This window comes from Maridesulfovibrio sp. (genome assembly GCF_965230075.1).
GTDB lineage: Bacteria > Desulfobacterota > Desulfovibrionia > Desulfovibrionales > Desulfovibrionaceae > Maridesulfovibrio.
Map to the genome: position 1 here is coordinate 1,687,645 of NZ_OZ245945.1, position 13,776 is coordinate 1,701,420.

General features: G+C 48.1%; 12 protein-coding genes. 5 read left to right on the forward strand and 7 right to left on the reverse strand.

Translation table 11 applies throughout. The features are described 5' to 3' along the window. Positions 1 to 122 precede the first annotated feature (122 nt). Entirely contained in the window at positions 123 to 1,334 is a 1,212-nt protein-coding gene (locus ACO05Z_RS07615) for an aminopeptidase (protein ID WP_421901567.1), read from the reverse strand. Positions 1,335 to 1,631: 297 nt separating this feature from the next. On the opposite strand from ACO05Z_RS07615, the gene ACO05Z_RS07620 reads away from it, so the two are divergent. Both ACO05Z_RS07620 and feoB read left to right on the forward strand, forming a co-directional pair. Then, on the forward strand, positions 1,632 to 1,865 hold the full coding sequence (locus ACO05Z_RS07620) for a FeoA family protein (RefSeq protein WP_421901568.1): 234 nt from the start codon (positions 1,632 to 1,634) through the stop codon (positions 1,863 to 1,865). A 3-nt stretch (positions 1,866 to 1,868) separates the two neighbouring features. Next, positions 1,869 to 4,049: a ferrous iron transport protein B gene (gene feoB / locus ACO05Z_RS07625; protein ID WP_421901569.1), complete on the forward strand. Its 2,181-nt coding sequence runs from the start codon at positions 1,869 to 1,871 to the stop codon at positions 4,047 to 4,049. 108 nt (positions 4,050 to 4,157) lie between these two features. Here feoB and ACO05Z_RS07630 read toward each other — a convergent pair whose 3' ends face one another. From ACO05Z_RS07630 to ACO05Z_RS07645, 4 genes are all read right to left on the reverse strand, one after another. Further along, positions 4,158 to 4,328 carry a transcriptional regulator gene (locus ACO05Z_RS07630; protein ID WP_163295103.1) on the reverse strand — a complete coding sequence of 57 codons (171 nt, stop codon included), beginning with the start codon at positions 4,326 to 4,328 and terminating at the stop codon, positions 4,158 to 4,160. 218 nt (positions 4,329 to 4,546) lie between these two features. Beyond that, positions 4,547 to 7,168, reverse strand: coding sequence for an ATP-dependent chaperone ClpB (gene clpB, locus ACO05Z_RS07635; protein ID WP_421901570.1), 2,622 nt, complete (start codon positions 7,166 to 7,168; stop codon positions 4,547 to 4,549). A 189-nt stretch (positions 7,169 to 7,357) separates the two neighbouring features. Next, positions 7,358 to 7,672 (reverse strand): chaperone modulator CbpM, encoded by a 315-nt coding sequence (locus tag ACO05Z_RS07640; protein ID WP_015851453.1) that lies wholly within the window; start codon positions 7,670 to 7,672, stop codon positions 7,358 to 7,360. A gap of 12 nt (positions 7,673 to 7,684) precedes the next feature. Next, positions 7,685 to 8,683: a DnaJ C-terminal domain-containing protein gene (locus ACO05Z_RS07645; protein WP_421901571.1), complete on the reverse strand. Its 999-nt coding sequence runs from the start codon at positions 8,681 to 8,683 to the stop codon at positions 7,685 to 7,687. A gap of 225 nt (positions 8,684 to 8,908) precedes the next feature. Here ACO05Z_RS07645 and ACO05Z_RS07650 point away from each other — a divergent pair, with 225 nt between their 5' ends. Continuing rightward, complete coding sequence (locus ACO05Z_RS07650) at positions 8,909 to 9,712, forward strand: hypothetical protein (protein ID WP_421901572.1); 804 nt, start codon at positions 8,909 to 8,911, stop codon at positions 9,710 to 9,712. A 154-nt stretch (positions 9,713 to 9,866) separates the two neighbouring features. Then, on the forward strand, positions 9,867 to 10,172 hold the full coding sequence (locus ACO05Z_RS07655; RefSeq protein ID WP_421901573.1) for a hypothetical protein: 306 nt from the start codon (positions 9,867 to 9,869) through the stop codon (positions 10,170 to 10,172). Between the two features lie 3 nt (positions 10,173 to 10,175). On the opposite strand, the gene ACO05Z_RS07660 is transcribed toward ACO05Z_RS07655, so the two are convergent. Both ACO05Z_RS07660 and coaE read right to left on the reverse strand, forming a co-directional pair. Next, a complete protein-coding gene (locus ACO05Z_RS07660) occupies positions 10,176 to 10,907 on the reverse strand; it encodes a rhomboid family intramembrane serine protease (RefSeq protein ID WP_421901574.1) in 732 nt (243 codons plus the stop codon). Between the two features lie 354 nt (positions 10,908 to 11,261). Continuing rightward, positions 11,262 to 12,911 carry a dephospho-CoA kinase gene (gene coaE, locus ACO05Z_RS07665; RefSeq protein WP_421901575.1) on the reverse strand — a complete coding sequence of 550 codons (1,650 nt, stop codon included), beginning with the start codon at positions 12,909 to 12,911 and terminating at the stop codon, positions 11,262 to 11,264. Between the two features lie 197 nt (positions 12,912 to 13,108). On the opposite strand from coaE, the gene upp reads away from it, so the two are divergent. Beyond that, entirely contained in the window at positions 13,109 to 13,735 is a 627-nt protein-coding gene (gene upp, locus ACO05Z_RS07670; protein WP_421901576.1) for a uracil phosphoribosyltransferase, read from the forward strand. Positions 13,736 to 13,776: the final 41 nt, after the last annotated feature.

A 13,776-nucleotide genomic window follows, 5' to 3' on the forward strand; every position in this document is an offset into this window, starting at 1 on the left:
TAGCGGCCTGAGAACCTTGAAAAAGGACAGTCAGACCGCACAATTAGACAAATAAGCATCCCGCATATCTTGTCAACACATGAAAGGGGATCAAAGGGAACTTTTTTTCAATTCATGCTGTTTTACGGCATTTTGAATCGTCCGTCCTCGTAAATAGTCACTTTTTTGCCGTCGGCAAGGTTTGCAGTAACAATTTTTTCTTCTGTGTTCACGAGATCCCAGTGGATTGAGGAGGTATTGAATCCCAGCGAGTCCATCATCATTTTGTCGAGTATTTCCGGAGGGCCGGCAAATGTTTCGCTCAGGGACTGCCCCAAAGCAATGTGGCAGCTGCCCTGATCTCCACCGAAATTTTCATCAAGGATGGTCTGGGCCATGAAGTGGTCAACCCGTGAGATGGAAGAGTCGGTCAGTGAGAATTCGCCGACCCTACGTGCACCTCCGTCCGCCCGGAGTTGGTCGAGCAGGAATTTCTCCCCGCCCATGGCCTTTACGCGCATGGCGATGCCGTCCATGAATTCAATCTGTACTCCGTAGGTAGCTTTATCCATATATAATGAAGGCAGGTCCGCGTAATAAATTCCGTTTACGGTTCGACAGTCGGGAGAGACGTATACTTCATATCCCGGGATATTGTCTCCGGCGGCTCCCTTCCAGCGCCGGTTTTCACCGGGAGAAAAAAAGAGGTCGCAGAGTTCTGACTGCATACGAATGGTTTTTATATCCAATGAAGTCAGCCAGCGGGCAATCTCGTTGGTTTTGTCTGAAATTTTTTGCCATTCCCGGGCAGGGTCGGGCATGTTCAGGTAGCAGGCCCGCATCAGCCGGGTGGTATAATCTTTGAGGGAAAGACCGGACTTTGCAGCCAGTGCCGCAGTGGGGTAGGCGCATTCGGTCCATGCCAGCTTGCCGTGCAGCTTGCGTTTTTCAATGGATTGCCGAAAAGGACGTGAGCCATTGCGGTTTTCCATGATTGAGCGCGGGTCGACCTCGGTCATGGCCTCTATTTCTTCCGGGGCGTGGATGCGCACAACGCCAGCTGCGCTCGCGTAAAGCTCCTCTTTACCTGGAGGATGGAAGGTCAGCTGACCGTAACTGGAGTTTATGTACAGTTCCGCTTTCATGGCCGGCGTTAGTCCGGTTTCCATGACAGGGTGCAGGTGCTTTTCTATGAGCAAGGCAAATAGGGCTTCTGCCAGCGGTGTTGCCAGATAGTCATATTTAATAATGATAATGTCTTTGTTGTTTAGTCCGTTTTCTTTCTGGCTATCCAATGCCCAGTAAAGAACTTTTGCATATTGGCGCAGGTCTTCGTAAGAGAATAAGTTTTTCATATAAAAGTCTGAAGGGTTAGAAGGGTCATTGATTTATTCAGTCTAAAGGTTCTGCTCAATCTAATCCACAATTAAAATTGTCACATCAGGTTGACATGGTACAATGCATACTTAAATAGTATGAAGTTTTATATGTCAAAAGTTTCATATTAAATTAGTATAGTTTGAGATTGACTTTCAATCGTCTGCGTGTCTATGAAACTCAATTCTCTCAGCGTTAAAGTAGACTGGGCGCTGTTGAAAATGCTATTCATATTCATGTACATAGATATAGAGCAAAGGCAGTAAAGGGGAGTTATGTCTGTATCACTAAGAACAATGAGAAAGGACCAGAAAGGTATTGTTGTTGCGGTTAACGCCAGCGGTGAACTAGGCCGCCGTATCCGCGACATGGGACTTGTCCCCGGCACTGAGTTTATGGTCGTGGGCCGTGCGCCCCTCGAAGATCCTGTTGCCTTGCGTATGAAGGGCTTCACACTGACCCTGCGTAATAACGAAGCTGATTACATCGTAGTCCAGCCGGAGGATTAGGACATGGGTAAGGAATATTTTGTAGCTGTTTCAGGTCAGCCCAACTGTGGCAAGAGTACCATGTTTAACGCCCTGACAGGGGCAACTGCGCGGGTGGGTAACTACCCGGGGATTACTGTAGACCGCACTGAGGGTCGTTATTGTACTCCCGAGTTCTGTGCCAATCTGGTTGATCTTCCCGGTACATATTCCCTTACTTCCTATTCCATGGAAGAAGTTGTCGCTCGTGATGTGATTGTTGATGAGAAGCCGGATGTGGTTATCAACATGCTCGATGCTACTTCCCTTGAGCGTTCTCTTTATCTTGCTGTTCAGTTTATGGAAATCGGTGTTCCGGTTGTGCTCGGCCTGAATATGATGGACGAGGTACGCAAGAAAGGTATCCGCATTGATACCAAGAAGCTTTCCGATCTCATGGGCGTTCCTGTAATTGAGTGTATTGCCCGTCGGGGAGTCGGTAAAGACGAACTCATGGAATCCGTTCAGAAGGTCGTAGAAGAGACCAAGGGGGAATGGAATCCGGTAAATATTTCATATGGTCACGACCTTGATCCGGTTATTGAAGAGATGACATCGATGATCAAGGAAAATGAATTCATGACCGACCGCTACGATCCTCACTGGCTGGCGGTTAAGTATCTCGAAGAAGATGAAATTGTTATGAAAAACGGTCGTAAGGCCGGGCCTCTTGCGGAGCAGCTCGAAGAGAAAGTTCAGAAGGTTTCCGAGCATATTCAGAAAACCCTGAACACTTATCCTGAGGCAGTTCTTGCTGATTACCGTTACGGTTTCATCAACTCCATCCTGAAGCAGGGGGTTATCAGCCGTGAAGATGACCTGCGCTTCGACTTTTCCGATAAAATTGACCTTGTATTGACCCACAAATTTCTTGGCCCGGTGATCATGCTTTTGATCATGTATGGCATGTTTTACATTACCTTCAATGTCGGTGCTGTGCCGCAGGGCTGGGTTGAAAACGGTTTTGCATGGTTTTCCAATACTGTCGGCTCGCTATTGCCGGACGGTTTGCTCAAATCAATGGTCACATCCGGGGTCATTGACGGCGTTGGAGCAGTCATGGGTTTTACCCCGCTGATCCTGATCATGTTTGCCATGCTCGTTTTTTTGGAAGACCTCGGCTACATGGCTCGTGTTTCCTACATGGTCGACCGTGTCTTCCGTTCGTTCGGACTGCATGGAATGTCGATTATGCCATTTATTATGTCCGGTGGTCTTCCGGGCGGCTGCGCTGTCCCCGGGGTTATGACCTGCCGTACCCTGCGCAGTCCTAAGGAACGTATTGCTACTATCATAACCGCTCCGTTCATGATCTGCGGCGCTAAAACAACCGCATACCTTATGCTTGTCCGCGCATTCTATCCGGACAATGCGACCACGGTTATGTTCTGTCTGGTGCTTGTTTCGTGGCTGTTGGCTCTTTGCTTCGGGCGTTTGTTGCGCTGGACAGCACTTAAAGGTGAGTCCACTCCGTTTGTGATGGAGTTGCCGCCTTACCGTATTCCGACTCTGCACGGGGTGGCTATCCATACCTGGGATCGTGTTTGGGAATACGTTAAGAAAGCCGGTACCGTAATTCTCGCTATTTCTATCCTGATGTGGGCTCTGATGACTTTTCCGCAGTTACCGGCCGAACGTGTTGCGGCTTTCGAAACCCAGCGCGTTCAGGTTGTGGAGCAGAGTGCTTCATGGTCCGGTACAGCGCAGGAAAAAGAAGATAAAGTTGAGCAGGAACTTGTGAAAATTAGCTATAACGAAGGTGAAGCAGCCCTCAAGCATTCCTATGCAGGACGTTTGAGCGAAGCTATCTCTCCTGTAACCGATGTCGCGGGATTCCCGTGGCAGGCTAATATCGCTTTTATCGGTGCATTTGCAGCCAAGGAAGTCTTTGTGTCCACCATGTCTACCGCTTATTCCCTTGGTGACGAAGACCCGGAAGAGGCTCTTTCTCTTAGTGAGAAGATTGCAGCAGACAAGGCTTGGACTACTCCGGTGATCTGGTCGGTGTTTATCTTCCTGATGGTTTACGTGCCGTGTATGGTTACTGTGGCAGTTATTGCCCGCGAGACCAATTGGAAGTGGGCAACATTCTCGGTATTCGGGTCGCTTGCTTTCGGCTACACGCTTTCAGTGATTATTTATCAGGTAGGCAATTTGCTGGTCTGATTATAGAAAATATATAGAAAATAGCAAAAGGCGGAATGTTCGGGTGGTAACGAACATTCCGCCTTTTTGCGTGTGGTGTGAGTGGTATAATGAGGCGACTAAAACATCTTAAAGAGGTTCGTAGTAGCAGCGTTTGGGGCTGTGAACTTTGCCTGCTTCTCTGAGAGCCTTAATGGCTTTAGAAACGTCCTTGGATTCTTCGCCAATTGCTTTGGCTACATCACCGGGACGAACGGGCTTACCTGCTTCTTTCATTGCTTCAAGTACTTTATCTTGCATTTGGGATCTCCTTATTTGTTGCTGTTGGTAATTATTACTATTTAAGTTTGCGTTTGCTGTCAACACAAAAATTAAGCCCGCATGAGATTTTCATGCGGGCTTATAATTAACGGTGGTGTTTCGCTAATATGCGAAACCTTACTGAAAGGTTTTGGGCTTCTTAAACCCTTTTGCAAAAAGGGGTAAGGCCCCGGCAGGGCTCTCGGAGGCCTTAACTATTACTCTGTGCTAAAAGTAAGGCCATCATCCCCGGCATCAATATTAATTACATGCTCCTCACGTAATTCCCCGCCGATGATCTTTTTCGCCAGCGGAGTTTCCACGTGCGATTGCAGGTATCTTCGCAGCGGCCTTGCCCCGTAAATGGGATCGTAGGACGCATGGGCGATGAATGCCTTGGCCTTGTCGGTGACTTCCATGGACATCTTCTGCTCTTCAAGACGCGCACGCAGTCCTGCCAGTTGCAGGTCCACGATCTGGACGAGGTCTTTTTCAAGCAGCGGCTTGAAGAGCACGGTTTCGTCCACGCGGTTCAGGAATTCGGGCCTGAAGTGTCCGCGCAGTACGTTCATTACTCCGTCCTGCACACCGTTCTTGAACTCTCCGTTAGCCTCAATCCCCTCAAGCATGAGCTGGGAGCCGAGGTTGGAGGTCATGATGATAATGGTGTTCTTGCAATCCACGGTGCGGCCCTGTGAATCAGTGATCCGTCCATCATCGAGGATTTGCAGCAGTACGTTGAAAACATCGCTGTGCGCTTTTTCGATTTCATCAAAGAGCACTACGGAATAGGGCTTGCGGCGGATGGCTTCGGTAAGCTGACCGCCTTCGTCGTAGCCGATGTAGCCCGGGGGAGCTCCGATGAGCCGTGCGACCGCATGTTTTTCCATGTACTCGGACATGTCCATGCGCACGATGTTTTCTTCACTGTCAAAGAGCGCTTCAGCAAGGGCCTTGCAAAGCTCGGTCTTACCAACCCCGGTGGGGCCGAGGAAGATAAATGAACCGATGGGCCGTGAAGGATCTTTCAATCCGGCACGGGCGCGCAGGACTGCTTCGGATACCGCGCGGACAGCGTCATCCTGACCGATTACCCGGTCATGCAGTATTTCTTCAAGGCGCAGCAGTTTTTCGCGTTCACCTTCCACAAGGCGGCTGACCGGAATTCCGGTCCAGCGGGAGATGATCCCTGCAATGTCATCGGGGCCGACAAATTCCTTGAGCAGACGTTTGCTGTCCGCAGTTACTTTGTCGTCTTCGCCTTCGATATCATTAGAGATAGCTTCCAGCTGGCTTTCCAGACCGGGCAGCACGGAGTATGTTAACTCCGATGCTCGTCCAAGGTCGCCTTTGCGCTGGGCTTCTTCAATGTCAATTCTGGTCTTCTCGATCTGGGCCTTTAGGTCGCGTACAGTATCGATGGAACCTTTTTCTTTTTCCCATTGCTCAACCAGTTCAGACTGCTTGATCTTCATTTCGGTGAGAGTGTCTTCCAGCTTGGAAAGACGCTCACGGGATGCTGCATCATCTTCTTTGCGTAGAGCTTCTCGCTCGATTTCAGCCTGCAGGATCTGGCGGTTGATCTTGTCCAACTCGTAAGGCTGGGAGTCGATCTCGGTCCTGATCATTGCTGCGGCTTCATCAATGAGGTCGATGGCCTTGTCCGGCAGCTGGCGGTCACTGATGTAGCGATCAGATAGTCCAGCAGCTTCCACTAGTGCGCTATCGCTGATGCGCACGCCATGGTGTACTTCGAACCGTTCTTTCAGGCCGCGCAGGATTGAGATGGTGTCTTCGACTGTCGGTTCCTCAACCAGAATGGTCTGGAAACGGCGTTCGAGGGCGGGGTCCTTCTCGATATATTTGCGGTACTCGTCAGTGGTGGTTGCGCCGATGCAGTGTAGTTCACCACGGGCCAGCATAGGCTTGAGCAGGTTCCCTGCATCCATTGCGCCGTCAGTTTTACCCGCGCCGACAATGGTGTGTATCTCATCAATAAAGATGATGATCTGGCCTTCGGATTCCTGAACTTCCTTGAGTACGGCTTTGAGGCGTTCCTCAAATTCACCGCGATATTTGGCACCCGCAATGAGCGCGCCCATGTCGAGCATGAACACGGTCTTATCTTTCAAACCTTCAGGCACGTCCTGTTTGACGATACGTTGGGCTAGACCTTCGATGATGGCGGTTTTACCGACCCCGGCCTCACCGATCAGGATGGGGTTGTTTTTGGTGCGCCGGGAAAGGATACGGATTACGCGCCTTATTTCGGAATCGCGCCCGATAACTGGATCAAGTTTGCCTTTGCGGGCTTCTTCTACCAGATCGCGTCCGTATTTCTTGAGCGCATCATAGGTGGCTTCCGGGTTATCGGTTGTGACGCGCTGGTTGCCGCGGATTGAGGTCATGGCTTCCAGTACCTTGTCTTTGGTCAGGCCGAAGGTCTTGTTGACCTTGCCTGCTCCGCTGGAGCCATGCTCGTCCATGATGGCGAGGAAAAGGTGTTCCACGCTGATGAATTCGTCCTGCATACGCTGGGCGATTTCTTCAGAGGCCACAATAATCCTGTTCAACCGCTGGGTAACAAAGACCTGTCCGGGCTGTGCGCCGGGGCCGCTGACCCGCGGAAGTTTGCGGATTTCATCCTCGACAGCTTTTTTATAGTCTGCGGGATTAATGGATGATTTTTCGAGAATTTTGGAAACAATCCCTTTCTCTTGCTCGATGAGAGCGAGGAGGAGGTGTTCCACTTCTATCTGCTGCTGACCGTTTTTAACAGCCAGAGATTGTGCCGCAGCAATTGCGTCGTTGGTTTTTTGTGTGAATTTGTTCGGATCCATATATAGTCTCCTTTTGCTTTATCTTAGTTGACTTGCATTCAGATTCACAACTCTTTTCAACCCGCTTGGGTGAATTTTGGACGCACTTTTACTGTTCTTCAGGGAGAGAGGGTAGCCCTCCCCCTGAAGTTATCCGGCGTATTAGGCAGGAGTTTGAATCTATTATTAAACTCGCAAGTCATTGCGGTTTTAAATTAACTTTTTCATTTCTTCGATTTGCGACTCAAGTTTTTCGACCCTATCGAGCAGGTCTACAATGATAGATCCGCCTGTGGGGGTTACATCAAGGTCCTTGCAGAGCCTTGAAAGCTTGGTCATGCGATAGAGATCGCGTGTTTCAAAGAGATAATGTCCGTCTCCGGTTGTTCCGGGGCGCACCCATTCCATGCTGATCAGTTCCAGTACCACGGCTTCTTTCAGTCCGGTCATTTCCATAACCTGAGTGATGACCAGTCGTTTGGAACTGGATGGAGGCTGCGCTTCTGTACGTTCTTTAATGTCCATAGCGGGCCTCCTTTAGAATGAGCGGGGTGAGAAGTCGGACTTCTCAGCCAGTTCTTCCCAGAGTTTTTTCATTTCGTCGGTCTCTGCCTTGGGTACCTGAATCATGATGCGCACAAACTGGTCGCCTTTCTTGGCGCCGGTGCCGAGTCCTCGGCCCTTGATGCGCAGCTTCTTGCCACTACCAAGACCAGCGGGAATGTTCATTTCAACCATACCGTCGAGGGTGGGCAGCTTGAATTTTCCACCAAGCGCAGCTTCCCAAGGGGCAAGTTTCAGGTCGAGGATAACGTTGCTCTCTTCAACCTTGAAATCCTTGTGCGCTGCAAGCTTGATTTTCAAGTACAAGTCACCGCGAGGACCGTCATGCGGTCCGGGTGATCCCTGACCGGAAAGGCGGATTTTCTGGCCTTCCTTGATACCTGCGGGAATCTTAACATCCAGAGTCTTGGACTGCACCATAGGATGACCGCCCGGTCCGGTTGCCTTTTCCTGCACGGTCACGGATTTAGGACCGCCTTTATATGCTTCCTCAAGGGTCAGCAGCAGGGTGGTTTCAGAGTTTTCGCCTTTGCGAGGACGCTGCTGGTGAAAACCTCCACCGCCAAAGCCCTGCGCACCGCCGAATCCTCCGGCCCCGCCGAACTGTGCGCCGCCACCGCCGAAAATGGTTTCAAAAAAGTCGCTGAAATCGCCGCCGCCAGCACCGCCGAATCCTCCGAATCCGCCGCCACCACCGAAGTTCATATTCTCGTAGCCCGGAGGCGGACGGAAATTCTGCCCGTGCTCCCAGTCCGCGCCGAACTGGTCGTACATTTTACGCTTTTCCGGGTCCTTTAGAACTTCGTAAGCTTCGTTGATTTCCTTAAACTTCTTTTCAGCTTCCGCATTATCCGGGTTCAAGTCCGGGTGGTATTGCCGTGCCAGCTTCTTGAAAGCCTTGGCAATCTCATCCTTGCTTGCGGACCGGGAAACTCCCAGAAGTTTGTAGTAGTCCTTATATTTCACGCTCATCTTGTAATTACTCCTTGAGTGATTGGGCGATCAACTTTTTCATCGCCACTCTACCAGAATAAAACAGAGTTTGCGCAAGTCAAGCGTAATAATTGAAATTTGGGTGAGGAAAAGTTTCGAGAAAACCATAAATATAAGTTTTGCGTTGACTTTTATAGAAAGAATATTTTTTATATCACATCAGGTTGAAAGAGTAATAATTATGATGCTTACGTGAGGTGGATAATGGGCTTGGAGTTTTCTCAGTTTCAACTGTTTATGGGCGATTCATTTGCTAAGATTAAGGATCTAAGATGTCTTGGTGGACTCTGTGATGAATTAGTATCTATCAAAGATACTGATTATTACGTTGATAGTCTTTCATTTGAAGATGATAGGTTTATGTGGCTCTACATTCGATATGGTAAATCTAGTCCGCGTTCGGATGATGTATATAATCGAAAGACCGGAAATATGGAGTCAAATCCAAGAAGTATTGATCAGTCTGAGTTGAAAGGCCAATTTTTTATTGTTTATGATTCTGACTTTATGAGATTGTATTTGTCTAATATGCAGAAAAAGGGCTTTTTTAAGGAACTATTAAAAAGAGAGTCTGATAAAACTGTCGAAATTAAAAGCATACTTATTTCTATTGATGAGTTTTTAAAAAAGATTAAAATAGTACAGGAAATGGCTTTTACGCGAGAGCAGAATTTAATAAATTCAGTGGAAGATGTGTTTTCGTCTCAGTTTGATTGTTTTGGCCTTGGGATGCCAGTAGAGGCAAGAGTAGCAGCGAAGTTTAATGCTCCGCTTACTTCTAAATTTAAAGAATTTATGAAAAATTTTTCCACAGATAATTTAAAGTATAGTGGGCTGGTGTGTATTGGTAAAGATGAAAAGGATTTTGAGTTTACTTTTAATACTAAAACATTTCAGCAGAAATTAAATGTAGATGCAGAACGTGGAGAGAATGGCTTGTTTTTAGATTCTGAAGTAAGAGATAAAATTATGACACAAATTAAAAGTATTAATGTACGCGAAGCATAAGATTATATTTTTATTATTTTTTGTTTGTTCTTTAATAGGGCAAATTTATTTCGAAGTTAAGATTGATAGCTCTGTACTATCATTTCTTGCAGTGTATTATTCCATATCGTTTGCTTGCTGCACATTTGGTGTCTCAACTTTGTTTGGGTCAAAGTTGTCTGTTTATTTATATGATACAGTTGATCCGAAAATTAAAACACAGCGTATTTTGCAAACAGTTAAGGAATATTATAAATTTATTGTTTGTATAAACTCAGTTGCTATGGCTACAATTTTAATTGTATATTTGGGTGCAAGGTCCAAGTTTTTTACTGAGTTGTTTAAAGAAAAGGTTGTTGTGCTGGATATAAATTATTTTGCAGTCTCTTTGTTCTTTATTTCTTTATATGCAACATATTTAGTAATTGTTATTATATTAGAGGGGATGGAGAAAGAAGCTAAGCTGGAAAATTCAAAATAGTTCCTAAAAATCCTCCGGCAACTCATAATCCTTCTTCTCAGGTACATAACAATAAACACACCGATCCTTCTTCACAAAAAAACGAATCAATATCATCCCGGCAATAAACCCACCGACATGGGCGGCCCATGCGACCTTTTGTGTTCCTTCGGCAAAATGACTGGATACACCGGAGAATACTTGAATCAGGAACCAGAGTCCTAGGAATAGTGATGCCGGAATCTTAAAGAAAAACGGGATGATGATTACAGGAAACAGGGTCAACACCTGCCCGTGCGGGTACAAAAGCATGTATGCTCCCATAATCCCCGCAACTGCACCGGATGCACCTATTACGGGCGCACTGGCAGATGGATTGATGATCATCTGTACTGCAATGGCGATGATCCCGCAGACCAGATAAAATATGAGGAATCGCCCATGTCCCATGGCGTCTTCGATATTGTCTGCGAAAATCCAGAGCATCCATAAGTTTAAAATGATATGCAGCCAGCCGCTATGCAGGAACATGTAGGTGAAAAGCGGCAGCACCCCGGCATCGGGATACCCGGCGGCGACTGCCCATTCAGGATGAAAGAATCTTGCCGGGACAACTCCCAGCAGATGGAATAGAGTCAACCTTCCTTGTGGAGTCAGCATCTGCTGAAACGCAAAGACAATGATGTTCGCGATCATGATTCCGCGCAGTACGTATGGAGTAGTCAGGCAGGGGACGTTGTCGCGGATTGGGATCATGGGAATTCGCCTTTGTTGGAGCTTGAGATTTATGACTTTAAATTCAAGCTTAACAGAAAAAGATCATGATCTCCATGGGGATAAGATTATAAAAAACGACCCCCGCAGCTTAGAGCCGCGGGGGCGTGACGAGATTGAGTTGGTAGGTAAACTAGGGGTACTCACTCCCTAAACACAACCTGATGCCGAAAGCGGGGTTGGACCTTGCGTAGAATTCTTTTATGTATAATGGACTTGCATCCTAACAATTAAATTGTGTTCATTCTTCCGACTACGGTCCTGACCACTCGCCTCAGGTCTCACTTATAAAGTAACACATGGGGCGGGTAAGTCAATACTCACAGTTGTGAAAAGCTAGCTTTCATCAGGGTTGAACAGCTTTTCGAGGTAGTTCTCGAATGATGTTTCCTTGTCCTTGCGCAGGCCTGCCAGAACTTCGAGAATCCTGTCTGTTTCCGAATCAAGTTTAGTCAGCTCAGCGTCATTTTCAATGACGGCGGTGCAGCAATCCATCTTGGACTTTTCGTCCCACTGCCATGAATCAAAAACAGCGAGCATTTCAGGGTCGATGCCGCGTTTTTCGCGCAATTCACCGGTTCTCTTGCCTTCAGGCGTGCGAATCCCGATTACCGCATCGACCAGCTTTTTAGTATGCCAGCCGCCTTCCAGCAGCAAGGGTACTTCAGCCACAGCCAGCGGTTCGTTGGTGTTGATTTTGAAGAATTCTTTTACATCGTGCTGCACAATGGGATGGATGATGTTCATTACTTCCCGACGCAGGTCTTCGTTCTCGCGCATGGCGGTGAAGAGGGCGGCTTTGTCGATGTCTCCGGTTTCGTTGTTGAGAAAGCGGTTACCGAATCTCTGGCGCAGCAGTTCCCATCCTGCGCCATCCTTCTCATATGAGCGGGCTACGGATTCATCCGAGCTGAAGGTCGGTATACCTTTGTCAGCAAGGATTTTGAGCACTGCTGATTTTCCGCCGCAGGGCATGCCGATCAAGCCGACGCGTTGTACGGACTTATCAAGTGCCTTAAGCATAGTGATGAAATCTTCCGGGGGGGCTTGGGTGAAGCTGAGTTCTTCGCCGGATTCCGGATGCGCAAATGAAAGGGAGTAGGCATGCAGCATCTGACGTTCGGCCAGTTTTGCCAGCTGCGGCTGTTCCTGTTCCCAGCGTGCATGAGGCATGGAACCGTATACCTGATCGCCTACCAGCGGATGGCCGATGTGAGCCATATGGACCCTGATCTGGTGGGTGCGCCCGGTGAAAATTTGAACCTTAACGAGGCTGGCACGTCCGGCGGGATCGGACCAGAGAACTTCGTATTCGGAACGGGCATCGCGTCCGCCCTTGAGCACTACGGCCATCTTGGTTTTATGTACCGGGTGTCGGCCCATGGGTTGGTCAATCTCACCGAACTCCCGTTCAGGTACACCGTGCACAATTGCCAGATAAGCTTTGCTGACTTCGCGCTCGGCAAAGGCGGTGGACATGGCCAGACGGTCATGTTCATTCAGGGCCACGGTAATAAGGCCGGATGTAAACTTATCCAGACGGTGCACAATTCCGGGACGCCATTCGTCCATGTCACGGATTTCCGGGAAGTGGTGGATCATGCGGTGAACAAGGGTCCCGGTAGGGCAGCTGGGCGCTGGGTGAGTGGTCAGTCCGGCAGGTTTGTTGATAACTGCGATTTTCCCATCATTATATATAATTTCCAGCGGCAAGTCCTCGGGGACCAGCGAGGTGAGTTCAGCTTCACCTTTGAGGATAAGTTCTTCATTTCCCATCAATTTCTGGTTCGGTTTTTTGCAGACCTTGCCGTTAATCTCAGCAAATCCGGCTTTGATCCAGTCTTTTACTTTGCCCCGGGAAATCCCTTCTTCTTCCAGAGCACTTCCCCAGAATTTATCAAGCCGGGTGTTTCGATCTGAAAATTCTGCGTTCTTTGTCCACAGAAGCTGGTTCTCATTTTCTTGAAAATCTTCATTATTGCACATGTAATTTATTCCATATTGGGTTATATTCGTATTCAGTAAACGACTGCTTGTTAGTAATTTTCAGTTATGCCAAGTAGATATGGTTTAACTGGAAAATAATTTAAAATTTGCTTGACTGTCAAAGCTGTGTCTTATAGAAACACGAAGTTTTGACTTTTCGGATTTTATAACAAATAACATGGGATCAAGGAGGCACCGTGGCGGTACATGTGGTAGACCATCCTTTGGTAAGACACAAGCTCGGCATTCTCCGTGAAGACGGCATCAGCACTAGCCGTTTTCGCGCACTGGCTCAGGAAATTTCCAGGCTGCTTACTTATGAAGCAACCAAAGACCTCGCAACCGAAGCTAAAACCATTAATGGTTGGGCCGGTGAAGTTGAGGTTGAGGAAATCAAGGGTAAAAAAATCACCGTAGTTCCTATTCTCAGGGCCGGCCTCGGTATGATGGACGGCGTTCTGGACATGGTTCCGGGTGCCCGTGTCAGTGTTGTCGGCTTTTACCGTGACGAAGAGACTTTGCAGCCTGTCGAATATTACGTCAAGCTTGCAAGCAACATTGATGAGCGTATCGCTCTTATTCTTGACCCCATGCTCGCTACCGGCGGAACCCTGATGGCAACAATCGATCTTCTCAAGAAGTCCGGTTGTACCAATATTAAAGGTTTGTTCCTTGTAGCAGCTCCCGAAGGGATCGAGAAAATCGTTAAAGCTCACCCGGACGTGGATATTTACACGGCGTCCATCGACGAAAAACTCAATGATGCAGGATACATTCTCCCCGGTCTCGGAGACGCGGGCGATAAGATATTCGGCACTAAGTAAATGTTTTTAAAGGCACCAAATACGGTGCCTTTTTTTTGGGA